The sequence below is a fragment of the Novosphingobium sp. AAP83 genome (assembly GCF_001295795.1).
In the GTDB taxonomy this organism is placed as follows: Bacteria; Pseudomonadota; Alphaproteobacteria; order Sphingomonadales; family Sphingomonadaceae; genus Novosphingobium.
Map to the genome: position 1 here is coordinate 42,325 of NZ_LJHY01000031.1, position 26,404 is coordinate 68,728.

Annotated in this window: 25 protein-coding genes, 1 tRNA gene and 1 other RNA gene; 12 read left to right on the plus strand and 15 right to left on the minus strand. The window is 61.0% G+C overall.

Annotation, left to right across the window (positions count from 1 at the left end):
* The first annotated feature begins 23 nt into the window (after window positions 1-23).
* A complete protein-coding gene (locus tag IP81_RS15435) occupies window positions 24-2,060 on the plus strand; it encodes a flagellar biosynthesis protein FlhA (RefSeq protein WP_231626937.1) in 2,037 nt (678 codons plus the stop codon).
* Complete coding sequence (locus IP81_RS15440) at window positions 2,057-2,791, plus strand: sigma-70 family RNA polymerase sigma factor (protein WP_054108904.1); 735 nt, start codon at window positions 2,057-2,059, stop codon at window positions 2,789-2,791. The genes IP81_RS15435 and IP81_RS15440 overlap by 4 nt, the downstream gene beginning before the upstream one ends.
* A 51-nt stretch (window positions 2,792-2,842) precedes the next feature.
* Here IP81_RS15440 and IP81_RS15445 read toward each other — a convergent pair whose 3' ends face one another.
* The 3 genes from IP81_RS15445 to IP81_RS15455 all read right to left on the minus strand — a co-directional run bounded on the left by IP81_RS15445 (window position 2,843) and on the right by IP81_RS15455 (window position 6,061).
* Window positions 2,843-3,571 (minus strand): L,D-transpeptidase family protein, encoded by a 729-nt coding sequence (locus IP81_RS15445; RefSeq protein ID WP_054108905.1) that lies wholly within the window; start codon window positions 3,569-3,571, stop codon window positions 2,843-2,845.
* 158 nt (window positions 3,572-3,729) lie between these two features.
* Window positions 3,730-4,956, minus strand: a complete 1,227-nt coding sequence (locus IP81_RS15450; RefSeq protein WP_231626922.1) for a DUF418 domain-containing protein — start codon at window positions 4,954-4,956, stop codon at window positions 3,730-3,732.
* Between the two features lie 4 nt (window positions 4,957-4,960).
* Window positions 4,961-6,061, minus strand: a complete 1,101-nt coding sequence (locus tag IP81_RS15455) for an SPOR domain-containing protein (RefSeq protein WP_054108906.1) — start codon at window positions 6,059-6,061, stop codon at window positions 4,961-4,963.
* A 314-nt stretch (window positions 6,062-6,375) separates the two neighbouring features.
* On the opposite strand from IP81_RS15455, the gene IP81_RS15460 reads away from it, so the two are divergent.
* From IP81_RS15460 to IP81_RS15470, 3 genes are read left to right on the plus strand one after another with little or no spacing between them, the layout of a single operon-like run.
* Window positions 6,376-7,104, plus strand: coding sequence for a ParA family protein (locus IP81_RS15460; RefSeq protein WP_054108907.1), 729 nt, complete (start codon window positions 6,376-6,378; stop codon window positions 7,102-7,104).
* Window positions 7,105-7,114: 10 nt separating this feature from the next.
* The gene (locus IP81_RS15465) at window positions 7,115-7,606 is read left to right on the plus strand and encodes a hypothetical protein (RefSeq protein ID WP_082356224.1); all 492 of its coding nucleotides are present in this window, start codon (window positions 7,115-7,117) and stop codon (window positions 7,604-7,606) included.
* A gap of 21 nt (window positions 7,607-7,627) precedes the next feature.
* Window positions 7,628-8,980: an SPOR domain-containing protein gene (locus IP81_RS15470; RefSeq protein WP_054108909.1), complete on the plus strand. Its 1,353-nt coding sequence runs from the start codon at window positions 7,628-7,630 to the stop codon at window positions 8,978-8,980.
* Between the two features lie 63 nt (window positions 8,981-9,043).
* On the opposite strand, the gene IP81_RS15475 is transcribed toward IP81_RS15470, so the two are convergent.
* Window positions 9,044-10,273 carry a dihydroorotase family protein gene (locus IP81_RS15475; RefSeq protein WP_054108910.1) on the minus strand — a complete coding sequence of 410 codons (1,230 nt, stop codon included), beginning with the start codon at window positions 10,271-10,273 and terminating at the stop codon, window positions 9,044-9,046.
* A complete protein-coding gene (locus IP81_RS15480; protein WP_054108911.1) occupies window positions 10,270-11,295 on the minus strand; it encodes an aspartate carbamoyltransferase catalytic subunit in 1,026 nt (341 codons plus the stop codon). The genes IP81_RS15475 and IP81_RS15480 overlap by 4 nt, the downstream gene beginning before the upstream one ends.
* 87 nt (window positions 11,296-11,382) lie before the next feature.
* Between IP81_RS15480 and sppA the strand changes: the two genes are divergently transcribed.
* Window positions 11,383-13,260, plus strand: a complete 1,878-nt coding sequence (sppA, locus tag IP81_RS15485; protein WP_054108912.1) for a signal peptide peptidase SppA — start codon at window positions 11,383-11,385, stop codon at window positions 13,258-13,260.
* A gap of 13 nt (window positions 13,261-13,273) precedes the next feature.
* Here the strand turns inward: sppA and IP81_RS15490 are convergent, their stop codons facing one another.
* From IP81_RS15490 to IP81_RS19840, 3 genes are all read right to left on the minus strand, one after another.
* Entirely contained in the window at window positions 13,274-13,882 is a 609-nt protein-coding gene (locus IP81_RS15490; RefSeq protein ID WP_054108913.1) for a hypothetical protein, read from the minus strand.
* 324 nt (window positions 13,883-14,206) lie between these two features.
* On the minus strand, window positions 14,207-14,581 hold the full coding sequence (locus IP81_RS15495) for a DUF1801 domain-containing protein (RefSeq protein WP_054108934.1): 375 nt from the start codon (window positions 14,579-14,581) through the stop codon (window positions 14,207-14,209).
* A gap of 65 nt (window positions 14,582-14,646) precedes the next feature.
* Window positions 14,647-14,832, minus strand: a complete 186-nt coding sequence (locus tag IP81_RS19840) for a hypothetical protein (protein WP_082356225.1) — start codon at window positions 14,830-14,832, stop codon at window positions 14,647-14,649.
* Window positions 14,833-14,964: 132 nt separating this feature from the next.
* Between IP81_RS19840 and IP81_RS15500 the strand changes: the two genes are divergently transcribed.
* The 3 genes from IP81_RS15500 (at window position 14,965) to IP81_RS15510 (ending at window position 17,648) form a co-directional block, all read left to right on the plus strand.
* A tRNA-Leu gene (locus IP81_RS15500) sits at window positions 14,965-15,049 on the plus strand.
* Window positions 15,050-15,124: 75 nt separating this feature from the next.
* Window positions 15,125-16,681 (plus strand): trigger factor, encoded by a 1,557-nt coding sequence (gene tig, locus IP81_RS15505; protein WP_054108935.1) that lies wholly within the window; start codon window positions 15,125-15,127, stop codon window positions 16,679-16,681.
* Between the two features lie 328 nt (window positions 16,682-17,009).
* On the plus strand, window positions 17,010-17,648 hold the full coding sequence (locus IP81_RS15510) for a hypothetical protein (RefSeq protein ID WP_197274661.1): 639 nt from the start codon (window positions 17,010-17,012) through the stop codon (window positions 17,646-17,648).
* Window positions 17,649-17,658: 10 nt separating this feature from the next.
* Here the strand turns inward: IP81_RS15510 and IP81_RS15515 are convergent, their stop codons facing one another.
* A complete protein-coding gene (locus IP81_RS15515) occupies window positions 17,659-19,164 on the minus strand; it encodes an amidase (RefSeq protein WP_054108915.1) in 1,506 nt (501 codons plus the stop codon).
* A gap of 165 nt (window positions 19,165-19,329) precedes the next feature.
* Between IP81_RS15515 and clpP the strand changes: the two genes are divergently transcribed.
* Both clpP and clpX read left to right on the plus strand, forming a co-directional pair.
* Entirely contained in the window at window positions 19,330-20,037 is a 708-nt protein-coding gene (clpP, locus tag IP81_RS15520; RefSeq protein WP_054108916.1) for an ATP-dependent Clp endopeptidase proteolytic subunit ClpP, read from the plus strand.
* A 152-nt stretch (window positions 20,038-20,189) separates the two neighbouring features.
* Entirely contained in the window at window positions 20,190-21,449 is a 1,260-nt protein-coding gene (gene clpX, locus IP81_RS15525; protein ID WP_054108917.1) for an ATP-dependent Clp protease ATP-binding subunit ClpX, read from the plus strand.
* Window positions 21,450-21,546: 97 nt separating this feature from the next.
* Here clpX and IP81_RS15530 read toward each other — a convergent pair whose 3' ends face one another.
* The 6 genes from IP81_RS15530 to IP81_RS15550 all read right to left on the minus strand — a co-directional run bounded on the left by IP81_RS15530 (window position 21,547) and on the right by IP81_RS15550 (window position 25,757).
* Window positions 21,547-22,083, minus strand: coding sequence for a fasciclin domain-containing protein (locus IP81_RS15530; RefSeq protein ID WP_082356226.1), 537 nt, complete (start codon window positions 22,081-22,083; stop codon window positions 21,547-21,549).
* A 355-nt stretch (window positions 22,084-22,438) separates the two neighbouring features.
* A complete protein-coding gene (locus IP81_RS15535; protein ID WP_054108918.1) occupies window positions 22,439-23,374 on the minus strand; it encodes a cation diffusion facilitator family transporter in 936 nt (311 codons plus the stop codon).
* Between the two features lie 44 nt (window positions 23,375-23,418).
* An RNA gene (gene rnpB, locus IP81_RS15560) (RNase P RNA component class A) lies at window positions 23,419-23,828 on the minus strand.
* A 9-nt stretch (window positions 23,829-23,837) separates the two neighbouring features.
* Complete coding sequence (locus IP81_RS15540) at window positions 23,838-24,542, minus strand: N-acetylmuramoyl-L-alanine amidase (protein WP_054108919.1); 705 nt, start codon at window positions 24,540-24,542, stop codon at window positions 23,838-23,840.
* Window positions 24,543-24,561: 19 nt separating this feature from the next.
* On the minus strand, window positions 24,562-25,203 hold the full coding sequence (locus IP81_RS15545) for a histidine phosphotransferase family protein (RefSeq protein ID WP_054108920.1): 642 nt from the start codon (window positions 25,201-25,203) through the stop codon (window positions 24,562-24,564).
* Between the two features lie 155 nt (window positions 25,204-25,358).
* A complete protein-coding gene (locus IP81_RS15550) occupies window positions 25,359-25,757 on the minus strand; it encodes a Mov34/MPN/PAD-1 family protein (protein WP_054108921.1) in 399 nt (132 codons plus the stop codon).
* A gap of 384 nt (window positions 25,758-26,141) precedes the next feature.
* Between IP81_RS15550 and IP81_RS15555 the strand changes: the two genes are divergently transcribed.
* A partial coding sequence (locus tag IP81_RS15555; RefSeq protein ID WP_197274662.1) for a M10 family metallopeptidase C-terminal domain-containing protein occupies window positions 26,142-26,404 on the plus strand: 263 nt, incomplete at its 3' end.

Genomic DNA, 26,404 nt, shown 5'->3' on the forward strand with positions numbered 1-26,404 from the left:
GTGTTTTGACGCTCATCGTCCTGATGGTCGTGCCGATCCCGGCAGTGATGCTCGACGTGTTCTTCGTGCTGAACATCGCGCTTTCGGTCGCGATCCTGATGGCGGCGATGAATGCGGAAAAGCCGCTCGATTTCTCCTCGTTCCCGTCGGTGCTGCTGTTTGCCACGTTGCTGCGCCTTGCGCTGAACGTCGCGTCCACCCGCATCGTTCTGGTCAACGGCCATGAAGGTGGCGCGGCGGCGGGCCATGTGATCGAGGCGTTTGGCGCGTTTCTGATCGGGGGCAATTTTGCCGTCGGCCTGTTCGTGTTCATGATTTTGATGATCATCAACATGATCGTGGTGACCAAGGGCGCGGGCCGTGTTTCCGAAGTTTCGGCGCGCTTCACACTGGATGCCTTGCCCGGCAAGCAGATGGCGATCGACGCCGATCTGGCCGCCGGGATCATGACCGCAGACGAAGCCAAGGCGCGCCGCCGCGAGGTTGCCACCGAGGCCGATTTCTATGGTTCGATGGATGGTTCGTCCAAGTTTGTGAAGGGCGATGCGATTGCCGCGCTGCTGATCCTTGGCGTGAACATCATCGCCGGTTTCTGCCTTGGCATGATCACGCATGGGTTGAGCGCTGCCGAGGCTGCGCAGTTCTATATCACGCTGGCGGTGGGCGATGCGCTGGTGGCGCAAGTGCCCTCGCTGTTGCTGTCTATCGCGGCGGCCGTGATCGTCACGCGTGTTTCCGATAGCCGCGATCTGGCGGGGCAGATTGGCGGCCAGTTCGCCAATCCCGCGATCTGGTTGCCGGTCACCGTCGTCATGACCGCCGTCGGCCTTATCCCGGCCATGCCGCAAACTATTTTCCTGCCCGCTGCGGGGATTTCCGGCTGGCTGTGGTGGACGCTGAAGAAGCGCGCCGACCGGCCAGTGCCGGTGGTGATCCCTGAACCGCCCGCTATCGATCCGGCGCGGATCACGCTTGATGATGTGAGCGACCATACGCTGGTCACCATCGAGATGGGCTATGGCCTGATCCATCTGGTTGATGAGCGGCGCGGATCGCCTCTGGTTGCGCGGATTACCGGTGTTCGCAAGCAGCTCAGCCAGACGTTCGGCTTTATCGTGCCGCAATTCCGTGTGCGGGATTCCTTGGAGCTTGGCCCCAATGCCTATCGTATCTTGCTGGGCGGGGTGCCGATTGGCGTGGCCGAAATGCGGCCCGATAAGGTCCTAGCGATTGATGCGGGCGAGGCCAATTCTGATCACGGATTGCGCGGTGAAAAGACCCGCGACCCAAGCTTTGGCTGCCCCGCCATCTGGATTGATCCGGCGCAGCGCGATCTGGCGATCGCCGAGGGTTTCCTGACGGTCGATGCCAGCACGGTCATCGCCACCCATCTCAATCAGGTGCTCGGTGACCGGCCATCGGCGCTGCTTGGCCCCGATGAGGTCAAGGCGATCCTTGAGGGCGTTAAAGAGCGCTCGGCTGGGCTGGTCGAAACGATCCATCCTGCGCCGATGTCATTGGGTGCGCTGACTCGCTTGTTCCATGCGCTGCTGGATGACGGCCTGTCGATTGGTCATCCGATCCCGATCCTGTCGGCCTTGAGCCAGGCCTTGCAGCAAACCACGGATCACGACCGGTTGGTTGATCTGCTACGCGCTTCGCTGGGCGAGATGGTGATCGGGCGCATTTGCGCCGCCGATGAGCGTCTGCCTGTGGTCACGCTGGAAGCGGGCCTTGAACAGATGATCGTATCGGGGATGCACGATCCATCCACGGGCCAGCCGGTGATCGAACCCGATCTGGCGCGCGGCATTGGTGAACGTATCTCTGCGATCATTTCCGAGCGTGGCCCCGCAGCGCCGCCGATTGCGCTGATCGTCCAGCCGCGCGCGCGCCGTCCGCTGGCGGCACTGCTGCGCCAGCGCGCGCCGCAATGCCTTGTCCTTTCCATATCCGAACTCCCGCCTTCGCAGCCGATCGAGGTTATCTCGGTCATCGGCGGCGAAGCGCCCCAACAAGAGAGCGCAGCGATGCCGATCCCTGAGGGAATTGCCGCATGAAACACGATCCACGCAGTTTCGCCGCCGCACAGGCTTATAAAAAGGACGAAGTCAGCGACCGGATAAGGCGGTTTCTGCCGATGGTCAAACGTCTGGCGTGGCACGTCCACGGCTCTGGCCGCGCCGGGATAGAGCTGGAGGATTTGATTCAGGCGGGGCTGGTTGCGCTGACAGAATGTTCGCAAAAACATTCCGGCCCGACCGAGGACGGCTTTGCCGCTTATGCCAAACTGCGCGTGCGCGGGGCGATGGTCGATCTGGTACGGCGGTCAACGCCTCTGTCACGCTCTGCCACCGAACGCCGGCGGGCGCTGCGCGAAAAGACCGCGACCCTTTCAACCGAACTGGGCCGTCCGCCCAGCGAGGCGGAGCTCGCCGCTTCGATGGGAATGACCGAAAACCAGTTGGCCGATCAGCGTGCGGCGGATGAACCCTTGCGGTTCGAACATATCGACGATGCCTATTCCGACAGCAATGCGGCCTTTGCCGATGATCGCCCGGACAGCTTTGCCATGCTGGCCGATCAGGAAATGCGCGAGGGTGTGGCGGCGGCTATCGGCAGTTTGCCCGAACGCTTGCAAATGATCATCCAGTTGTATTTCGTGGAAGAGCTGAACCTTGCCGAGATCGCCGAAGTGCTCACCGTCAGCATCCCGCGCGTGCACCAGTTGAAGGCGCAGGCGCTGGACAAGCTGAAAGAGGCGCTGGGTGAGGGGTATGAAGTGCTTTGAGCTCGTCATTGAGAGCGCTGGGAAGCAATCCAGAGGTTGTGCACGGGCGCTCTAAAGCGCGTGTTCACCGGCCAGAATCGGATCGCCGACGGACATTTTCTTGCCATCGGTGATGATCACTTTGTCGCCGAGCTTGGCCACTTTGAACAGTTTGGCGGCGAAATCATCGGGCACGCCGACGCAGCCATTGGTGGCATAGCCCAGTTGAACTTTGCTGCCGTGGATGGCTACGCCATCATTGGTTAGGCGCATCATGTGCGGCATGGGGGCATCATAGATGTTCGAGACGTGATCAGCGTCTTTCTCGGTGATCGGGAAAATGCCGGTGGGGGTGGGCTTCTCGCCATAGCCCTTGAGGATCGCTGCTGCGCCGATTTCATGGCCATCGCGGAATACGCTGATGACACGCGCGGTCAGGTCTACCGTTACCACAAGCGGGCCGGTGGCAGGCGCGCGGGTTTCATCCCAATAGAACTTGCCGAACTTGATTGGCTCGTTGATCGGCAGGATTGATTTGACGATGAATGGACTATCGGCGGGCGGGGCAACTGCGGCGGCGGGCGCTACCGCCAGCGTAGGGTTTGCGGGGTTGGGGGCTGCGACGATGTCGAACGGCGCCTCGGCCTTCACCACCGATGCTTTTGCGGTGCCGTTGCCGAATGCCATCTCGGCGATATCGTGGCCGGCATAGAACGCGAGTAGCGAGGCAGCAGATGTGGCGACAAAACCCAGAGGTACGCGGACCCAGCGGCTGCTCCACAGGCTTGGTTGCTTCGTCATTTCAGCATCTCTCCTTTCGCTTCACCCGGATAAGCCTTCGCGCGCGGCCATGCGAGTCTGCAAAACGCGCTGTCCCGTGCCGGGACGCGGGCGTGCGGACCGGTTTCCAAACATAGTTTACAGGGGTTAACTAAGCGTGTTGGTCCCGGCTTGGCTGGTTACTTTGGGGGCCGCTCACTTTGGGGCAGGGCCAGTTTGCGCCATAGGGCTTCAAGCGGACCTTGGGCAAAGCGCGCAAGCCACCATTGCGGCCATGCGAGCATAGCTGCCCAACCGAGCAGGACAAAGCCGGGCAGCCACGCGCGCGGTGCCTCTGGCCCAAGGCCCAATCCCCAGCCGCAAAAGATTGCGCCCATCAGCACGCTTGTACCAAGGTAATTGGTGAAGGCGCAGCGCCCCGCGGCCACTAGCGCACGGCCCGGCAGGCTGCTTTGAACCTGCGGAAACACGAGCATCAACAGCGCGCCATAGCCTGCGGCCATCGCCAGATGCGGCAAGGCCATGCCGTGTTCAATCGCGGCAAACATTGCGCGCGGCGGCCAATCGTGCGCAGCCAGCCATTGCAGCGCCAGCACCGTTGGCAGCGCGCCTGATGCGATGCCGACGACCGCCAGCCACGCCATCTTCCGCCGCGACCATGTGGTGAAAAAGCCGCCCTGTAACGCGGCCATGCCGATGAGCATCAGCGGCATGGTTTCGGTGAATGTGGAAAGCACGACGTTGAGCGGGTGCAGTGGGATCATGGTCAGCTTCAGCCTGATGGCTTGCAAAAAGCCCGCTTGTAAAATGGCGGTGTCATCGCTGACGGATTGGCCGATGCGGACCATCATCCCTGCTTGTTCGGCAATATCGGCAGGCGAGCCAACGCCCGCCAGCACGGCTTGTTCGATAAAAACGCCCGGAAGCGCAACAAACGCTGCCATCAATTGCGTAACGGCATAGAACGGCAGTGCAATCGCCAGCAATTGCACCGGCGCAAGCCGTCGCAGCGCCAATGCACCCATCCCGCTCAGCGCATACGTGAACAGGATATCGCCCCACCACAGCAGCGCGAAATGCAAATAACCGAACAGCGCCAGCCACATCAGCCGCCGCAATTGCGCGGTATCGGGATTGGCGCCTGCGCGCTCGGCGGCATCGGCAAACAGCACCATGCTCGCCCCGAACAGCAGGCTGAACAGCGCGCGCATTTTGCCTTCGAACACCACAAAAGCCACGCTGAACCACGCAGCGCCCCCCGGTTCCATCTGCGGGATCGCGGGCGAAAAGGTGGCGAGTGATGGTCCCCAGAAGCCGGTAATGTTGATCGCAAGAATGCCCAGCACGGCCACGCCGCGCAGGAAATCGACCGCTTCGATGCGGGGATAGGACGTTGGTATAATCAAGCCGTTAAGGCTGTACCACCAGACATGTAAACCCGCCAGACTTGAGCGCCAAGCAGGCCTTGTTAGCATCGGCTTGCGAGGTATAGCCACCTGCCAGCACTCGCGTGACACTGCCCGACGGCAGATCAATCCGGTTGTGTCCTGCTATTTCAGGACGGTTGCGCACTTTGGCCCAAAGTCCGTCGGCGTTGCTCTTCACACCAAACGCGCCAAGCTGGACGCGCCAGTTGCCTTTGGCAGCAGGAGGCGTCACCGAAGCCGGTTTGGCCACCGCAATTGCGACGGGCTTTGGCGGCGTAGCGGCTGGTACCGGAATGCGTTTGGGCGGTGTCATCACCACTGGATTGGCGAAATCGGCACCAGCGGTAACCGGGCCTGACGCAAGTCGTGGGCCGTTCGTCGTGGATGGCGGAAGGTCTGTGCTCTGGATGGCAGCGTTGGTCTGGGCGCTGCGGATCGGTGCGGTGGGCGTGGCGTTCACGCCAAGATCGGCGGCGGCAAATTGCTGGGACTGGGCCGCTTTGGCGCGTTGCTCAAGCTCTCCTGCCAGCGAAACGCCAAGTTGGCGCTGTTCCAGCGGGATCATCCCATCCATGGTGCCAAGGCCGCGTGTGGCTTGTTCAAGGCCGGATGCCGAAGCCCTGCTCATCAAAGCATAAGCGCGGACCCAGTCTTTGCCGACGACGTCGCCGTTAAAGTGGGCAATGCCCATGATATACTGAGCGCGCGGATCGCCGCGTTCGGCCGATGCCTGCAAGAACGGCACGGCATCTGCTTTGCGGCCATCCTGAAACAGCAGCAGTCCTAGCGTGTCAGCAGCCTTGATGTGGCCGTTTTCGGCAGCTTTGCGATACCAGGCTTCGGCGCGTTTGATATCCTGCGGCACGCCCCGGCCCAATTTGTGCGCCTGGCCCAGATTGAACTGGGCATCGGGATCGCCGTTGGCGGCTGGGCCCATCCATTCTTTCACGGCAAGTGCATGATCTCCGCGCGACCAGGCATCGACGCCCGCTTTTACATCGGCAAGCGCAGGTGTGGCGGCCAGCACCAGTCCCGATGCCACAAGCGCAGCCTTCAAACCTGCTGCATATGTCAAGCGTGCCATGATTTGAAAGTCCGTCCCTGATTTCGTGCCGTGAATTACATGAGGCGAATGTGGTCTATCCCGCTACCCATATAGTGCCGATCATTTACCGGTTCTTACAAGTCCGTGTTATAGTCAACAAAGCGTTAGCAAAGTATTAGCGCCTGAATATTAACCTTCAAGGTAGGCCGTGACTGCTAAAAACCGGGCATTAGGCATCCCGGTGCGAAGCCTGCTTGCCTTTTATACGATTGTGCCAAAATCTTAACTAAAATTTTAGGCCAATCTGCGAATCCTCGACGCACAAATTTATGATTTGAGCAGGGGTTCAGGTTTTGCGCGTTTTGGCATTGGCATCGCAGAAAGGTGGATCGGGCAAGACAACCTTGTCCGGGCACCTCGCCGTCCAAGCCCAGCGGGCGGGCGCCGGACCTGTTGTTCTGATCGATATCGATCCGCAAGGATCGCTTTCGGATTGGTGGAATGAGCGTGAAGCCGAATTCCCCGCTTTTGCCCAAACTACCGTTGCCCGTCTTGCCAGCGATCTTGCGATCTTGCGTCAGCAAGGTTTCAAACTGGCCGTCATTGATACACCGCCAGCGATTACTATGGCTATTCAATCGGTTATCGCAGTTGCGGAACTCATTGTTGTGCCAACCCGACCCAGCCCGCACGATTTGCGCGCCGTCGGGGCCACGGTGGATTTGTGTGATCGCGCGGGCAAGCCATTGATTTTCGTGGTGAATGCTGCAACGCCCAAGGCGCGTATCACGTCAGAGGCCGCAGTTGCGCTTTCGCAGCATGGCACAGTGGCTCCGGTAACTTTGCACCAACGCACTGATTTTGCGGCCTCTATGATCGATGGGCGCACGGTGATGGAATGTGATCCGAGCAGCAAATCGGCCGCTGAAGTGGCGGTTTTGTGGACATATGTTTCGGAACGGCTTGAAAAGAATTTCCGCCGCACCGTTTTCGCGGTGCCGCAACAGGCCTCTGCCATGCCGATGACAGGTGGCGCGCAACGCCCGATTGGTGGCTTTGGCCGCCGCATTGCGGGTTCTTGAGGGCGGAATGATGAGCGCAGCCAAACCCCTTGCCGCACTGTCATCTGGTCTGCTGGCCCGCAAAGGCGCTGCCCGCCCAGCGATGCGCCCGCAACTGGCGCTGAGCGCCGATGAGCACCGCCGCGTGCTGATCAGCATGGGGGAGACTGCGTCTGTCGCGGCATCTGACGATCTTGGCTGGAACGATCTGGGTGAGGATGCGTCCGTCCCATCTGCCGAAGCACCTGTGATCGTCCAGCAGCTTGAAACGCTGGCTACCGCCGTTACCGCCATGCCGCCCGTGCGCCGCACGAAAGCGGGCAAGGAAGTGCGTTCCGCGCTGGCCGAAGGCCGCAAGGCCGCGTTTACGCTGCGGCTCGACCAATATCGCCATCTGCGCCTCCGTCTGGCCTGCACGTTGCAATCGCGCAGTGCCCAGTCGGTCTTGATCGAGGCGCTCGACCGATTTCTCGCAGATCAACCCGGGATCGAAACGATCGCCCGGCGCGCTACGCGCAACTGATTGCCTGAAGGAACCCCGAGAATGAGCAACCTCTTTGCCACCTTCGTCCCCAGCCGTAATGTGCGGTTGGTTTTGTCTACAGTGCTGGCCGCAGGCGTGTTGACGGGCTGCGCCACGGGCGCGATCCGACCTGGCAAATTTGTGGCGTCCGCCGAGAAGGCAATGACCAAGGGCGATATCAAGCAGGCCGTCGAAAATGCCGAAAAGGCTGTGCTGGCCGATCCGCGCAATGCAGCCTACCGGGTGTTGCTGGGCAATGCCTATCTCAAATCGGGCCGGTTTGAATCGGCGCGCCAAGCCTATGACGAAGCGATGGAACTGGGCGAGGATAGCAACCGTACAGCGCTGAGCCTTGCACTGGCCGACATTGCACTGGGCCGCCATCCCGAAGCGATCGATACGCTCAATTCCTATCGAGATAGCCTCGCGCCTGCCGACTATGGTCTGGCTGTGGCGTTGGCCGGGCAGCCGGCACAGGGCGTTGCGGTGCTATCCGATGCCATTCGCGGTGGCGAAAACACCGTGAAAATTCGCCAGAATCTGGCTTTGGCTTATGCGCTTTCCGGCCAGTGGCGTGAGGCCCGTGCGATGGCCGCGCAAGACTTGCCTGCGGCTGATGTTAGCGGGCGCATGGAAACATGGGCGATGATGGGCCAGCGTGAATTGACCCGCGAACGCGTGGCCGAACTGCTTTCTGTGCCCCTGCGCGCCGATAGTGGGCAGCCGACCGCGCTGGCGCTGGCCAATTTCCCAACGACGATGCAGCTTTCGGCAGACGCCGCGACACGCGCTGAACCGCTGGCGCAGGCTGTCGTATCGGAACTGGCGCCGCTGGATGAGTCTGTAGGCGTCGAACCATCCCTCGCCGATGCCTCGTCGCAGCCGCTGCAAGGCCAATTGGCGCTGATTGATCTGCCTGCGTCCACCCCTGCCTATAAGGCTCCGGTTTATAAGGCTCCGGCTCCCAAGGCTGCGGTGAGCAAGGCTGCGACACCCAAAGTACAATTGGTCAAGAAGCCGCCGGTCAAGACAGCCGCCCCTGCGACCAAGGCCGTTCCTGCTTCGGTTGGCAAGAGCCCGCACGGCGTCCAGTTGGGCGCGTTCGCAAGTGCCGAGGGCGCACGCCGCGCCTGGCGGCATTTTGCCGCACGTAATCCGGCGCTGGCCAGCTATCGCAACGTGACCACCAAAGTGACCGTCAACGGCAAGACGCTGTGGCGGGTACGCGCAGCGGGCTTCTCCGGCCTTGCTGCGGCGACATCGCTGTGCGGTTCGGTCAAGGCCAATGGCGGGCCGTGTCTGGTGCTGCGCGATGTGGGCAAGACGAACCTGCCGGGTCAGAGCGCCGTCACTTCGCGCATGGCCAAGCGCTGACCCTGAACCAGTTTGAGAGGGAACGGGCGCGGGCTTCCAACAGGAGCCTGCGCCCGATCTGTTTTAATCGATCTGTGCGCCGCCCTTGAACAGGGCGGTGACGCGGCCTTCAACGGGGCGGCGATCAAACGGGGTGTTGCCCGCAGCGGCTGCCATTTTATCGGAACTGACGACCCAAGGGCGGACAGGATCGACGATGGCGAAGTCAGCCTCTGCGCCCACTTCAAGCTTGCCAGCGGATACGCCCAGCAGCTTTGCCGGATTGGTGGCGAGCAATTCAAATGCGCGCGCCATCGAGATTTTGCCATCACGCACCAGCGTGAGCGTGAGCGGCAGCAGCGTTTCTGCGCCTGCCATGCCGGGTTCGGCATCGGCAAAGGGCAGGCGCTTGTCCTCCGGCCCGCGCGGATCGTGGCCGGATGCAATCACATCAATCGTGCCATCGGCAATCGCGGCGATCACGGCCTTGCGATCGGAATCGCGGCGCAGCGGGGGCGAGAGGCGGCAGAAGGTGCGGAAGCCGACCAGTTCGAGGTCTGACAGGATGAAGTGCGCAGGCGTGACGCCCGCTGTAATGCGGATACCGCGCGCTTTGGCTGCGCGCACCAGATCAAGGGCGCGGGCGGTGGTTACCTGCCGGAAATGGACATGCGCGCCTGATAGCTCGGCCAGCGCAATGTCGCGCGATACTGCGAGGGCCTCGGCTTCGGCGGGGGCAGAGGGCAGACCCAGCCGTGTGGCGACTTCGCCTGCAGTGGCCACGGCCTTGCCGGTGATTGCCGCGTCTTCAGCATGGGTGACGACCACGAGGCCGAGCATCGCGCAATATTGCAACAGGCGCAGCATCACGCCCGAATCGCTGATCCAGGTGCGGCCGGTGGCGACCGCCTTTGCGCCCGCATCGCGCATCAGCGCCAGTTCGGCCAGTTCGCTGCCTTCAAGCCCGCGCGTTGCGGCGGCGAGCGGGTGGACCCACAAGTCCGGCTTGCCCGATTGAGCGGCGAACCGCACGCGGGCGGGGTGATCGAGCGGCGGGCCTTGATCGGGCATCAGCGCGGCGCGCGTGATCCCGCCAAAGTGGAACGCGGGCTTATCAATCGCGAAGACGCCCAGATCGACAAGGCCGGGGGCGACGAGCGCGCCTTTGGCATCGAACACGGTATCGCCATCCACCGGCGTCACGTCGCCCATTGCAACGATCTGGCCATTTTCGCAGCGGATGGCGCCTGTTTGCGGCTCGCCCGTGGGCAGAACCAGTTTGCCGCCGGTGATGGTAAGGGGCGGTGCGATCATGCCGCTGCTCCTTGTGCTTCCCAGCCGGGTACCTGGCGCGTCCGGCGCGTCAGCACTTCAAGGCAGGCCATGCGGATTGCCACGCCCATTTCCACCTGTGTGGTGATCAGGCTGCGGGTGGGATGATCGGCCACGGTGGAATCGATCTCGACTCCCCGGTTCATCGGGCCGGGGTGCATGATGAAGGCATCAGGCTCTGCCTTGGCCAGACGTTCGGGGGTGAGGCCATACAAGTGGCGGTATTCGCGCGGGGAGGGGATGAACTGCCCGCTCATGCGCTCCTGCTGCAAGCGCAGCATCATCACCACGTTCGCGCCCTTTAGCGCGGCATCAAAATCATAGAACGGCGTAACGCCCATCACGTCCACTTCTTCGGGCATGAGCGCGGGCGGGGCGCATACGCGCACATCTGCGCCTAGCGCGGTCAGGCTGAGGATGTTCGAGCGCGCGACGCGGCTGTGCAGGATATCGCCGCAAATCGTCACTTTCAGGCCATTGAGGTCGCTACCAATCGGCAGTTTCAGCGCATGACGCATGGTCAGCGCATCGAGCAAGGCCTGCGTCGGGTGTTCGTGCTGGCCATCGCCTGCGTTCAAGACCGGGCAATCGACCTTTTCGGCGATCAGCCGCACCGCGCCGGAACTGGCATGGCGGATCACGATGGCATCGGCGCGCATGGCGTTCAATGTCATCGCCGTATCGATCAGCGTTTCGCCCTTCTTCACGCTGCTGGTGGCGGCGTGCATGTTGACCACATCTGCGCCCAGACGCTTGCCCGCAATCTCAAACGAAAGCAGCGTGCGGGTGGAGTTTTCGAAGAAGGCGTTGATGATCGTAAGGCCGCCCAGAAGATCGGTCTTCTTCTTGCTCTGCCGGTTGAGGTCGACCCATTGCTCTGCTTCATCGAGCAGATAGAGGATTTCATGGCGGGCAAGCTGGCCGATGCCGGTCAGATCGCGGTGCGGGAAAGCAAGGCCGCCCGTCGGGTAACGGCCTGCCTGTGGAAGGTTAGCGCTTTGCATTAAACCAAGTTCCCTAGAGGTCAGGTCGGCTGCGCTCAAGCGGTTTCCTGCTGGCATTGTGCACTCGTCCACAATAGAGTTGCACGCATGAGCTTTGCCCGTTCGGTCTGGAAGATCCTCGTCGCCATCAAAGATGGCTTGGTCCTTTTGTTTCTGCTGCTGTTTTTCGCAGTGCTTTACGCGGCGCTTACCGCGCGACCCAGCCCGGGCATGGTGCGCGAAGGCGCGCTCTATTTGGCGCTGAATGGTGGAATCGTTGAAGAAGCCGCCCAATTATCGCCAACATCGCTGTTGCTTTCTGGCGATGCGCCCGCGCCCGAATATGTGGAACGCGATCTGGTGCGCGCGATTGAAAGCGCCGCCACGGACAAGCGGATCAAGGCTGTCGTGCTTGATCTCGAACAGTTCTCCGGCGGGTCGGGCGTGCAAATCGCCAATATCGGCGCTGCGCTCGATAAAGTGCGCGCCGCCAAAAAGCCGGTGCTGGTGCGCTCCTTGATCTATACCGACGATGCGATTCAGTTGGCCGCGCATTCCACCGAGGCGTGGATTGATCCAATGGGCGGCGTTGCGATCAGCGGCCCGGGCGGCACGATGCTGTTCTATAAGGGCCTGCTCGATAAGCTGAAGGTCAAAGCCAACGTCTTTAAAGTTGGCACCTATAAAAGCGCGGTGGAGCCTTACATCCGCAGCGATTCTTCGCCTGAATCGCGCGATGCGTTAAACGCGGTGCTGCAAGCAGTCTGGCAAAACTGGCAGGACGATGTGAAGCGCGCGCGGCCCAAAGCCAATTACACGCCCGCCATCACCGATCCGGCCAAATGGGTGGCCGATGCGGGCGGCGATGCCGCGCAAGCGGCGGTAAAATCAGGCATGATTGACCGCGTGGGAGATCGCATCGCTTTTGGCCAACGCGTGGCCGAACTGGTCGGGGCGGATGGTGATGGCGGGTTGGGGGCGTTTAAGGGCACCGAACTTGGCGTCTATCTCGCCGATAAGCCCGCGCCCAAATCGGGCAAGGCCGTGGCGGTTGTTACTGTCGCGGGTGAAATCGTCGATGGCGATGCTGGCCCCGGCGTGGCCGGCGGAGATCGGATTGCCGCTTTGATCGATGGCGTCACCAAAAGCGATGATTACGCAGCGCTCGTCCTTCGGGTGGATTCGCCCGGCGGTTCGGTGCTGGCATCAGAACGCATCCGCGCGGCGGTGGAACGGGTCAAGGCCAAGGGCTTGCCGATTGCCGTATCGATGGGCAGCACGGCGGCCAGCGGCGGCTATTGGGTATCAACGCCTGCCCAGCGCATCTTTGCCGAACCCTCCACGATCACCGGCTCCATCGGCGTGTTCGCGGTGTTCCCCAGCTTCGAGGCGACCTTGCCCGAATATGGCGTGACGACCGAACACGTCGCCACCACCCCGCTATCGGGCCAGCCCGACTTGCTCGGCGGCATCACCCCGCAAGTGGCCGCTGTAATGCAAAACCAGGTCGAACAAACCTACGCCCGCTTCATCGGCTATGTCGCCAAATCGCGCGGCAAAACCACGGCGGATATCGACAAAATCGGGCAGGGCCGCATCTGGGACGGCGGCACCGCGCGCCAATTGGGTCTCGTAGATGAATTCGGCGGCGTGGAAGATGCCGTGGCATGGGCCGCAAAGAAGGCAGGCGCAAAGGAATGGCACGCGGCCTATATCCAGAGCGAAGCCAGCCCGATTGCGCAATTCCTGCAACAGATGGAAACGGGCGAGGCGCGGGCAAGTGGCGCGAAAGACCTCGCCGGGGTGCTGGCTGCGCGGCAACAGGGCTTGCTGGCGCGGATTGAGGCTGACGTTAGCCGCCTGATCAGCGGTGGCGGGATGCGGGCTTATTGCCTTGAGTGCGTGAGCGATGATCGCGCTGCTCCGCCAAGCGGGGCGGGCGAGAAGTTAGGGCTGATGCAGATGTTGGCGCGGTTATTGGGGTAGGGGCAAGCGCCCTTTAATTGGCCTCTTTGTCCCCAACCAACCCGTCCCACTCAGCCCACGCAATCGCGCGGCCCGGATAGGCCACTTTCGCAAAGGGCCAGTCTGTTTTGAGCCAGTTGGTCGCCCACGCATAAAGCTCCCTATCAAAGCCTGCGTCGTATTCGGCCTTGGTTACCCAGATGCGGACCATGGCGTCGTAGCCTTTGACGGGGCTGGGGTATACATAGATGCAGCCGCGTTCACGGCTGCCATCGGGGGTGAGCACGGAATAGGCGAAGGATTCGCGTTTGCTGAAGCGGGCTTGTTCGGTTTCCATGTCCAGCATGGCATCGGCATCGGTGATGCCTGCGTGCGGCCAGGCGGTGCTGCGGGTGAAGGTCTTTTGCAGGTGTTCGATGGACGACATATAGGCGTCAAAATCGACCTTCACCAAAGCGGGGCTGAGCGGCACGACCTTGAAGCCGGGCGTTTGTACCAGAACCGGCACGGTGAAATCGGCGGCGATCCATGGTGATTTCGGGGCTACGGCGGTCGCGGGTTCGCTTGCCGCTTGGGTGCATGCGGGGGTGCCGATGGCCAACAGGGCGGCGGCCAGACGGGTGGCGGCGATCTTCAAGGTCATGATGCGTACTCCTTGGGCAGGAGCCTATTCTCCATCGGGGCGTTCACCAAAACCTTTAGAGCGCTTTCCGACCAATCTGGCTCACCGTGATTGACGCAGGAAGCCGCTCGGCAAGGAGCCTTGCGCAGGGCGGGCTGGTTGCCCGTCCAAGCAAGGTAACGCAGTCCGAGGGGCTTCCTGCATCAACCCCTACGGGGCGGGCCCCTTTTGGCCGATTGCTGCGTCTATCGTCGGTCACTATGCGACGGCATGGCTCCCTCCTCAATCCTGGCACTCGGCCAAAATCGGCTCCGTCACGGTGAGCCAGATTGGTCGGAAAGCGCTCTAATGCGGCGTGGCATCGGTGGGAGAGGCGTAAGCTTTGGCGCAGCGGTGCGTGAGCGTGGCCAGTTCGGCGAACAGGTCCGGCTCGTCTTTCTTGAAGTTGAAGCAGCTTTTGCCTTGCATGCGTTTCAGCAGCGCGGGCGATGCATCAGCCAGCAGGGCGGGCAGGGCATAGAGCGGCATCAGGTGGCATGAAACATAGGCCTTCTTGATCTGCACCATGCCGAACCACGCAGGTTCCTGTTTGCCCGGTTCATTCCACGGCGTTTTCATCACCAGATGGCCGGGCGCATCCTGCGTGACCGTCATGCCGGACGCCTGATCCAGCATCATGGCGCGCAAAGCTGTGAACACGGGCGCAAAAGCATCGGACATGGCGATCTCCCGGATGGATGCCTGCAACATATGGCAACCGGGGCGGAGCGCCAAGCCATAGCGAATCAATCGGGCGCTGTAGGCACTATTCCGGGCGGACTGCCCGGATCAATGCGGTCCGGCTCGATTGGGGGCGTCTCATCCGGCTGGATTACCGGGGGGATCTCATCAGGTTGCGTCACCGGCGGTGATTCCGGCGGGGATTGGGGGGCGATTCGGTCGGGCTGGTGGATTTCGGGGGCTGTGGCCATGGTATGCGTCCTCAAATCGATCATATATCTCCATAAACGCCCTCCTATGGTGCCCGGTTCCACAAGGAAAATCCAAGGTGCTTGCCCTTTGTGAAAGGCTGGGATAGGGGCACCGCTCTCTATTTGCCGGATGCGGGCGTGGCGGAATTGGTAGACGCAGCAGGTTTAGGTCCTGCCATCGCAAGATGTGGGGGTTCGAGTCCCTTCGCCCGCACCAGACCGCGCGCCAGAGTCTGAAACGGAATTTGCTGCGCCTTGGGGCGCGCGTGATATTGATGAAAGTTGGATCAGGATGCAGATCGTCGAAACAACCAACGAAGGCCTGAAGCGCGCCTACACCGTCACCATCCCTGCGGGCGATATCGCCGCGCGGGTTGAAGGTGAGGTCAAGAAGATCGCGCCGCAGATCAAGATGCCCGGCTTCCGCCCCGGCAAGGTGCCAGCAAACCTCGTGCGCAAGATGCATGGCGCGCAGCTTCATCAAGAAGCGCTGCAAACCTCGATCCGCGATGCGATGGACAAGCTGGTTGCAGAACACAAGCTGCGCCCTGCGATGCAGCCCGCCGTTGCCATGGCTGATGGCTATGACGTGGGCAAGGACGCAGAACTGACGGTGGAACTCGAAGTTCTGCCCGTGGTTGAAACCCCCTCGCTTGACGGCTTGAAGCTGGAAAAGCTGGTCGTTCCGGTGACGGAAGAGCAGGTGACCGAAGCCATTGGCCGCATCGCGCAGGGCCAGAAGTCGTTCACCGATGCCGAAGAAGGTGCCGTCGCCAAGGATGGTGACCAGATCATCATCGATTTCCTCGGCAAGGTTGATGGCGTGGCCTTTGAAGGCGGCGCTGCTGAAGATACCCCGCTGGAACTGGGCGCTGGCCGCTTTATCCCGGGCTTTGAAGAGCAGCTTGTCGGCGTGAAGGTTGGCGATGAAAAGGTCATCAACGTAACCTTCCCCGAAGATTACCCGGCGGAAAACCTCAAGGGCAAGGAAGCCACTTTCGACATCACCGTGAAGGCGGTGAAGGTTGCCGGTGAATTCGAAGCCAATGACGAATTCGCCAAGATGCTCGGCCTTGAAAGCCTTGAGCAACTCAGCACTCTGCTGCGCGGCCAGCTTGAGCAGGAAACTGCGGGCCTGACCCGCACCCAGATGAAGCGCGCGCTGCTGGATCAGCTTGCCGCCGGTCATGATTTCGCCGTGCCGCCTTCGATGGTTGAGGCTGAATTCGAACAGATCTGGCAGCAGCTTCAGCAAGAAGCACAGGGCGAAGAAAACCCTGAAGAAGCGCTGAAGGAAATCGAAGCCGAGAAGGACGATTACCGCAAGATCGCCGAACGCCGCGTGCGTTTGGGCCTGCTCCTTTCGGAAATCGGCCAAGCCAATGGCGTTCAGGTTACCGCGCAGGAAATGGAAATGCTGATCCGTCAGGCCCAGCAGCAGTACCGCGAAGAAGACCGCCAGCGCTTTGCCGAATACGTCCGTTCCGAACCGTTGGTCGCTGCGCAACTGCGCGCACCGCTGTACGAAGACAAGGTCGTCGACTTCCTGTTCGACAAGGCCGAAGTCACGGAACGTGAAGTGACCAAGGAAGAGCTGCAAGCCGCGATCGAAGCGGAAGACGGCGCTGCGCCTGCTGAAGCCAAGCCTGCCAAGAAGGCTGCACCCAAGAAGAAGGCTGCTGCTGAAGCGCCGGCTGAAGAAGCTCCTGCTGAAGAAGCCGCTGCTGAAGAAAAGCCCAAGAAGGCTGCTCCGAAGAAGAAGGCTGCTGCGGCAGAAGAAGCTCCTGCCGCAGAGGAAGCGCCTGCTCCAAAGAAGAAGGCCGCGCCCAAGAAGAAGGCTGAAGGCTGATCCATTTCGGATTGATCCTGCCTGACGGGGCGGGATATCAGACGGCCCGGCGTGCTTTTGCATGCCGGGCCGTTGTGCTTTTCGGGCCAAAAATACGCAGTTGTGCGCCGTATGAATTCGTAAGTTGTTAAGAAATCTGCTGGTTCGTCCGAACCGGAGCGGTTTCACGATTCGCGGCACCCCCGTGTTGTGTCAGAATCCAAAGGCAAGAACCCTTGATATACGGGGAACTGCCATGCACACGGTTCGTAATCGCGTCGCTTCCAAACCGCGCAACAAGGGCAAGATGCCAAAGCGCGGGCCTCATCCAAAAGCAGAGTCGGCATTCATGCTGAGGTCGGCGAATCCGCCTGCTTTTCCGACAGGCTTGATCGTGCCCCCGCCGCGCGGCGCGATGATTACAGCAGTGCCATGGCCCGAAATTGCTGCGCCCGCGACCGGCGTTTGTACTCGGCCGACGCCGTCGTCCAAGATCGCTGCGGGCAAAGCGAAGGCGGCAAAACCCAAATCGGGCCGGGGTAAAAAGGGGGCGCGAATGGCGCTCAAACCGGGGCCGCATAGGCACCCCATCGCCACGCTTCCTCCGGTCACCGCCGGGGCAACCCTTGCAAAGGATAAACCCGCCGCGATGCTGACACATGACCTGCTCGACCGTGCGCTTGCAATGCGCCCTATGCCAATCGCGGAAGTGCCGGTGCCTGCGCCACCACCCCGCGCTCCCGTGACAGCGGTGGCTGACAAACCCATCGCGCGCGGACAAGCGCTGGCCCCGGTGCGCGGGCAGGGTCTGTTTGACATCATCGGCCATTGGCTGCGCGATGCCGGGAACTGGCTTATCCGTTTGGATAAAAGCCGCCGCAAAGACGAAGAGCGCGCCCGCATCGCCCAAGCCAAGGCGCGCCATCACGCACTGCAATCGCAATTCGATGCGCTCGAAGCCCTGCGGGAGGCCGGCAGGGCGGATTGAGTCCTGCCTGCTATTCGCCCCAGCGCTTGAAGCTTGGCACGGGTACTGTGGCGGTTCGCGCGCGTTCATAAGCGGCACCGGCTTCCAGCACGGCCTTGTCGTTCCACTTTGCGCCCATGAACGATAGGCCGATGGGCAAGCCTTCGACCGAACCCATCGGCACTGTCAGGTGAGGGTATCCGGCGATGGCAGCAAGGTTGCCTGCGCCCACACCGACAAAGTGATCACCCAATACCAGATCGATCGGCCAAGCCGGGCCTTCGGTCGGTGCGATCAGGAAGGCAATGCGGTTGTCGTGGAGCAACTTGTCGATACCCTGCGCCCCTGCCAGTTTCAGCGAATTGGCGCGCGCTGCTTCATAGGCGGGTTTGTCGGTGGTCGCTTCGGCCTGTTCGAACACGTCCTGGCCGAACCAGCGCAATTCGGCAGGCGTGGCTTTGTTGAAGGCGATCAGATCGGCCAGCGATTTCGGCCCTTTTGCGGCAGGGGTGGAACGCAAATAGGCCCCCATATCCTCGCGCAGTTCATAGAGCAGCACGGTGAATTCATCGCGGCCCATTTCGGGCGGAACAGTGTAATCGATCTCGACCAGTTCTGCACCCGCGGCCTTGAGATCGGCCAGTGCCTTGTCAAACAGCGCCAGCAAACCCGGATGGCTGCCTGCCTGTTTGCGCAACACGCCCAGACGCACGCCTTTAAGGCTGGCGGTGGCGAGGCCGGTGGTGAAATCGGCCTTGCGCTTGTCGGCCTCAGCCGTGGCCGCATCAGCCGGATCGCTGCCTGCCAGCGCGTTCATCAGCAGTGCGGCATCGCCGACTCTGCGGGTCATCGGGCCAGCGGTGTCCTGGCTGTGGCTGATCGGCACAACATGGGTGCGGCTGATCAGGCCCACGGTGGGTTTGAAGCCTACGATGCCATTGACCGACGCGGGACACGTGATCGAGCCATCGGTTTCGGTGCCGATGGCCGCCCATGCCAGCCCTGCTGCAATCGCAGAGCCGCTGCCCGATGACGACCCGCATGGGGTGCGGTCAATCGCATGAGGGTTCTTTGTCTGACCGCCAGTCGCGCTCCATCCGCTTGAAGAGGAGGACGAGCGGATATTGGCCCATTCGGACAAGTTGGTTTTGCCCAAAATGACCACACCTGCCTTGCGCAGCCGCGCTACCAGCAGCGCATCGCGACCGGTCACGTTGTCTTTCAGGGCAAGGCTTCCGGCGGTGGTGGCAAGGGGGCCCGCCGTCTCGATGTTGTCCTTGATCAGCACGGCCTTGCCCGCAAGCGGCCCGGCGATAGTGCGGCTTGCAGCCTCTTCCTTCAGAGCGTCAGGATTTATTGCAATCACGGCGCCCAGCAGCGGTCCGCCATCATCCAGCGCAGCGATCCGCTCAAGATAGTGTGAAACCGTCTGGCTTTGCACCGGGAAAGCTGTCAGTGCCGTTGCTGTTGCAGCGGTAACCCTCAGAACCAAAGCGGAAACTTTCATGCTCTCTTGTCCTGCTGCCACCGAATGCATGGTGCTTTGCTGGCGTAGTGAGTGCATGCAAGACAGACCGCTCGCAACGCCTTTGTGCAGAAACATGGCACATCCATCCACGGGTTTGCGCGGATTTGCAGTTAACGCACTTGAACATCGCGCCGTGGCACGCGACATAGCAGTTCTAACCAAATGAGGATTCCCATGCTCGACTTGTTCGGCGCTTCGAGCGCCAGTGTTTATGGCGGCCAGGGCAAGTTCACCCAAGACCCCGTCACAGGTGCCCTGATCCCGGTCGTGGTCGAGCAATCGAGCCGCGGCGAGCGGAGCTTCGACATCTATTCGCGCTTGCTGCGTGAACGAATCATCTTCGTCACGGGCGAAGTTGAAGACCATATGGCCTCGGTGATCATCGCCCAGCTCCTGTTCCTCGAGTCGGAAAATCCGTCGAAGGACATTTCGATGTATATTAACTCGCCCGGCGGCGTCGTTACGGCAGGTCTCGCGATCTATGATACGATGCAGTATATTCGCCCACGCGTGTCTACCGTGTGCATCGGACAAGCCGCATCGATGGGCTCGTTCCTGCTGGCAGCCGGTGAACCCGGTATGCGGATCGCGCTGCCAAACGCGCGGATCATGGTGCACCAGCCTTCGGGCGGCGCACGCGGCATGGCCTCGGATATCGAGATTCAGGCCCGTGAAATCCTGCGTATCCGCTCGCGCATGAACGATCTTTACGTGAAATTCACCGGCCGCAGCCTTGACGAGATCGAAAAGGCGATGGACCGCGATACCTTCCTTGAGGCTGAAGAAGCGTTGAAGTTTGGTATCGTTGACAAGGTCTTCGAAACCCGTCCGGCAACAGATGCCGCGGGCGAAGTTGAGGGATCGGGCGGCGCGCCTGCGTGAATTACCGGTTCTTTTCCCACCGCGCCTTAAGCTTCATGAAAGGCGCGGCGGGATAAGAACTATCACTTGTTTTTAAGTCCGGTTGATTAATGCCCCTGTGGTAGTAGGATAATCGGCACCGCCTCTCGTGGAGGGGCGTCTGGGATGGACGAATGACCAAGCTTTCTGGATCGGATACCAAGAGCACGCTCTACTGTAGCTTCTGTGGGAAGTCGCAGCACGAAGTGCGCAAGCTCATTGCTGGGCCTACCGTGTTCATTTGCGATGAATGCGTCGAACTGTGCAACGACATCATCCGCGAAGAGACCAAAGCCGGTATCGCGGGCAAGAAAGATGGCGGAGTACCCACCCCGCGCGACATTTTTGAGACTCTGAACGATTATGTGATCGGGCAAGATCGCGCCAAGCGCGTGCTCTCGGTGGCCGTACACAACCACTACAAACGGTTGAAGCACAGCGGCAAGGGCGGCGAGGTCGAGCTTTCGAAGTCGAACATCTTGCTCGTCGGGCCGACCGGTTCGGGCAAGACGCTGCTGGCGCAAACGCTGGCCAAGACATTCGACGTGCCGTTTACGATGGCTGATGCCACCACGCTGACCGAAGCGGGTTATGTGGGTGAAGACGTTGAAAACATCATCCTGAAGCTGCTTCAGGCATCGGATTACAACGTCGAAAAGGCGCAAGCCGGGATCGTCTATATCGACGAAATCGACAAGATCAGCCGCAAGGCCGAAAATCCTTCGATCACGCGCGACGTTTCGGGCGAAGGCGTGCAACAGGCGCTGCTTAAGCTGATGGAGGGCACTACTGCTTCTGTGCCGCCACAAGGCGGGCGCAAGCATCCGCAGCAGGAATTCCTGCAAGTCGACACGACGAACATCCTGTTCATCTGCGGCGGCGCGTTTGCGGGCCTTGATAAGATCATCTCTGACCGTCTGCAAAAGCGTTCAATCGGTTTCGGCGCGCATGTGGCCGATCCTGAAAAGCGCAAGATCGGCGAATTGCTGCAAAAGGCAGAGCCTGAGGATCTCCTCAAGTTCGGTCTGATTCCGGAATTCGTTGGCCGTCTGCCGGTTATCGCAACGCTTGAAGACCTCGACATTGAAGCTCTGGTCAAGATTCTGCGCGAACCCAAGAACGCGCTGATCAAGCAATATGCCAAGCTGTTCGAGCTGGAAGACGTGGCTTTGACCTTCACTGACGATGCGCTCGAAGCCATCGCCAAGAAGGCCATTGCGCGCAAAACCGGCGCTCGCGGGCTTCGCTCTATCGTTGAAGGCTTGCTGCTTGATACGATGTTCGATGTGCCGACCGAAACCGACATTGCCGAAATCGTCGTCGACAAGGACGTCGTGGAAGGCCGCAAGGACCCGATCCGCGTGCTCAAGGGCAAGGAGGAAGAAGCGGCTTAAACGCGCTTCTTTCCCGACCGCATACAAAAAGGGCGGGTGCAGCGATGCACCCGCCCTCTTGTTTATGCCCGCGGTGTGACCCGATGGCGAATTGGCATCAGTTCGGCAGCGAGACAGCATCAGTCACGTGAATGACGCCGTTTTTTTGCATGATATCAGCTGCAATGACGTGGGCCATGCCGCCCTTCTCATCGGTGAGCGTGACCTTGCCACCCATCAGCGATGCGGTGAGCGTGCCACCCGATACGGTGGTGATCTTGGCTGAGCCGCCGCCTGCGGTAATCAGAGCCAGGACATCGGCCGCAAGGACTTTGCCCGCAACCACATGGTACGTCAGAACCTTGGTGAGCGTTGCCTTGTTCTCGGGCTTGAGCAAAGTGTCGACAGTGCCCGCTGGCAGCTTGGCAAAGGCCGCGTTGGTGGGCGCAAACACTGTGAACGGCCCAGCGCTGTTCAGCGTATCAACGAGGCCTGCGGCCTTGACCGCTGCGACAAGCGTGGTGTGATCGGCAGAGGCCACCGCGCCGTCAACAATCGTGCCGCTTTCGGTAGCGGCCACTGCCGGAGTGGTGAAAACGGGCAGGGCGGTTGCTGCAGTTGCGATAAGCGCGGCAATCAGGAACTTGCGGGTCATGGTAAACTCCTCATTCGAAGAATAGTGTGATCCGGCGGTGCAAAAAAAGGGCGCCGGATGGCCCCGTCCAATGTCCAAGGTGGTGTGCGTAATGGCGAATACGACATGGCCAATAGGGCAGGGTATTGATCGGGAACAATAAACCAAAAAACCGGCGCGCTGCTTGGAAGCAGCGCGCCGTCGAAGGTAGACCTCGGCCGAAGGGAACGAATTGGCCGGACAGTCTGCGCGGGAAACCGGAGCGATGGGGTATATCTATCCGGAAAGTTTTCCCGCAGGCACCAGATGGCCCGTCGCGCGCTGCGTTGCAGCATGTCCTTTGGGCCAATGCCCGCAAGGTCAGGTGCGGGTCAGGTCAAACGGTTGCGTCGCTATGCAGGGCGCAGTCGTGGCCGACCAGCGTTTCGACCTGGACCGTGGCGTGGCCGATGCCAAAATCGTGTTCGAGTTCATGCGCGAGGTGGTGGAGGAAATCATCGCCCGGATGGCCACCGGGCATGACGAGGTGCGCCGTCAGCGCTGTTTCGGTTGTGCTGATTGGCCAGATATGCAGATCGTGCACGGCTTCCACGCCGTTCAGCGTGGCGAGGAAATGGCGCACTTTTTGTTCGTCAATCCGCGCGGGAACGGCGTGCAGGCTCATCTTCAGCGAGTCCTTGAGCAGACCCCATGTGCCCACGGCGATGATCCCGACAATTACCAGACTGGTGACCGGATCGATCCACTGCGCGCCCGTCAGCGTGATCAGCAGGCCTGCGATTACGACGCCTGCCGAAACGGCGGCATCAGCGACCATGTGCAGATAAGCGCCGCGAATGTTGATATCATGATGGCGGCCGCGCATGAACATCAGCGCGGTGATGGTGTTGATCACGATGCCGATGGCGGCAATGACCATCACTGGTCCGCCCGCCACGGGTGCCGGATCAATCAGACGGCGGATCGTTTCGACAAGGATTGCGCCCAGCGCCATCAGCAGGAACGCCGCATTGCCCAGCGCGGCAAGGATGGAACTGGACTTGTAGCCATAAGTATAGCGCGCCGAAGGGGGGCGTGCGGCGAGCACACTGGCGACCCATGCGATCACAAGCCCTAGCACGTCTGACAGGTTGTGCCCGGCATCGGCGACCAGTGCCATCGATCCCGAGATCACGCCATAGACCGCCTCGACCATCACGAACGCGAGGTTGAGCGTTATGCCGACCGCAAATGCGCGCCCGAAGCTGGCGGGGGCGTGGGAATGCCCGTGCCCGTGATGAACATGGTCATGATGATGATGGCCTGCGGACATGCGTTCTCCCTAGCGCCTTACAAGCCGGTAGGAAACGTCTTTGAAGTGTCAGGGGGCCTGTAAGCCGGGTTCTGTAGCGCCGACGGTATCCCACTGGTGGACCGTATCGGCACTGGCAGCCATTCCTCTAGGCGGACCGTTGCCGGAACGCTCAAGCAATCAACCCGGACTGCTGGCCCGAAACAAGCCTGTTCTTGCGAACGCGCAGTCCCTATTCGATCTTGCTCCGAGTGGGGTTTGCCATGCCGCTTCCGTTGCCGGTCGCGCGGTGCGCTCTTACCGCACCCTTTCACCCTTACCTCGGTTTGAAGCCGAGGCGGTCTGCTCTCTGTGGCACTTTCCCTTGACCGGGGACGTTAATCCCCAGCCCGGCGGGCGTTACCCGCCACCCTTGTTTCGTGGAGCCCGGACTTTCCTCGGTGTTTTGCAACAACGCGGCTGCCCGGCCCCCTGACACGGAGGCTCACCTAGCATGCCCCAAGTCACGTTCCAACAGCAGTTCGAAAAGCAATGCCCCGATCTGTCCGTCCACTTCGCCATCGATCTTATGGGGCCGCCAGCGCCGCTGGAACGCGCGTACTGCTGCCTTCTGGTCAGTGATGTCATAGCCGAAGCGTTCGAGCGCAAGGAAGAACGCGCCTTCGTTATCAAAGATCAGCCGGATTTTCAGCTTTGGCACGGGCAGGCAGAGGCGGTGGCGGGCGAGCACTTCCCACGGGAACAATTCGCCCGGATCTTCCTTGCGGGCGGGCGCGATGTCGGAATGGCCGACGACATTGGCGCGCGGGATGTTGTGGCGTTTGACGATATCGGCCAGCAGCGGGAGCAGCGCCTCGATCTGCGCATCGGTGAACGGGCGGTAGCCGAATTCGTGGCCGGGATTGACCATTTCGATCCCGATCGAGGCGGAATTGACATCGGTGATCCCGCGCCACGACCCGCGCCCCGCATGCCACGCCCGCTTGGCCTCATCGACGAGGCCGGTGACCGTGCCGTCCTCGTCGATCATGTAATGCGCCGATACTTCGGCGACGGGATCGCACAGCCGGTCAAGCGCGGCCTGTGCGCTTTCCATGCCGGTATAGTGCAGCACGACCATCGTGACCGGCAGCTTACGCTCGTTCCAGTTGGGCGAGGGCACTTCGCGATGGACGAGCCAGCGGCGCATCGGGCCTGAAGGGTCTTCGTCAGGCAGAGGGGAGCACCGCGCCCAGAACAAGGCTTTCCGCCGTGACATGGACCTGGATGCCGCCGCCGACCGATGCGGCCAATTGCTGGATCATCGCGGCGGGCGCGGTGCGGCTGGCGAGTTCGCCTGCGGGCAGCGTGCCTTCCAGAGCTTGCCCGATGGCGGGATCGAAGGCGATGCGTTGTCCGGCGGCGCGCACCACGATTTCGGTGGTGCCATCGCGCATTTCCGCGCCGATATCGAGCGTGCCGCCGCGCACCAGCGCATCAAGGCCGATCAGCGCAAGGTTGAGCAGCGTTTTGACCGCAGGCTTGGGCAGGGCATCCACGCCGAACATCCAGTTCACCGAAACGCGGGCGTTTGCGCCAACCAGCGCATCGACCAGCGAACGTGCTTCGTTGACCGAGACGGAATCGCCAAAGCCGCCCGCCGCGCCAAAGGCGAGGCGGAAGAATTTGAGCTTGTCTGCCGATGCCTTGGCGCTTTGTTCGAGCAACTCGAAACAGCGCTTGCGCATCTCGGGGTCTTTTTCCTCGGCCAGCAGTTCAAGCCCGTTGGATAAGGCACCGACGGGGCTGAGCAGATCGTGGCACAGGCGCGAACACAGCAGGCTGGCAAGATCGATGGGGGAGGCGGTCATGTTCAGGAAACTATCCCTTTACCTTAACAGGTTTACACAGTTTACACTGTCCAAGAGACAAAATCCGCGCCCCGCCCGCTGCAACGAAAACCCCGGAGCCGGGGCCGTTTGCAACAGAAAGAGGCGGTCTTTGCCAAATCATTCGAACACCAGCCTTAGCCTTGTGTGACCGCGTAGGAAAGCGCTTCGAAGCCATCTGGCCCATCGGTCCAACACGTAATCGCATCGTTAGCCACGATTGCCCAGACCCGTCCGTCGCGCGCGGCAGATTGGGCATCGGTGGCAGAGGGCCGTGCAAGGCCATTGGGGTGCGAATGGAAATAGCCGAGGACGTGCGGCCCAAGCCCGTCTCGCGCCGCACGATGCGCGGCGATCAGCGCTGCGGGATCGATCTCGAAATGAAGCGCCGGATCGGGCGCGACATTGGCGGCAGGCACCGCGCTTTCGACGCAAGCGCCAGTGCCCAGCAACAACCCGCAAGCCTCAAGCGGTGGGGCATCGCGCGCTGCTGCAAGCATCGCCGTCAGGGCGCTCTGGCGGATGTGAAGGGCCATGACGCAGATGTGGCGGACGGGCGCGGGGCTGGCAAGGGTGGTGCGCCGGGTGCAGTGCAGTGCGCCCTTTCGTCATCCCCCCGCCCTTTCGTTATCCCCGCGCAGACGGGGATCCAGTCTGACGCCGAATCTGGATCCCCGCCTGCGCGAGAATGACGAGGGAGGGACTAATTGTTGCAGAATATTTCTAATATGCCCGAAAGTAGGTATAAAGTTCCAACATGCATTAACTAAGGATATGAATAGGTGCCAAAAAGTAAAATATATGAATTCAAAATTGGAACATTATCAAAATTTAAACTTGCTCTGATCGGTCGTTTATAAGTAGTTTTTCCTATCATGGCCGGAGCGGTTTCCGGCACTACTTGATTCCGGGGTTACACTATGGCTGTCATTAATGGTACGAATTCAAGCGAAACGCTGGTCGGCACTTCCAATAGCGATACGATCACGGGATTCGGCGGGAATGACACGCTGACCGGTGGAGCTGGGCTGGATTCGTTTATTTATACAGCGCGCCAGTTTGGGGCCGACACGATCACGGATTTTGTTCAGGGCCAAGATCGGGTTGACTTATCGGCATTGGGTTGGGGTGATTTTTCGCAAATTCAGCCATTTATCACGCAAGTTGGTACAGGTTCGCGTTT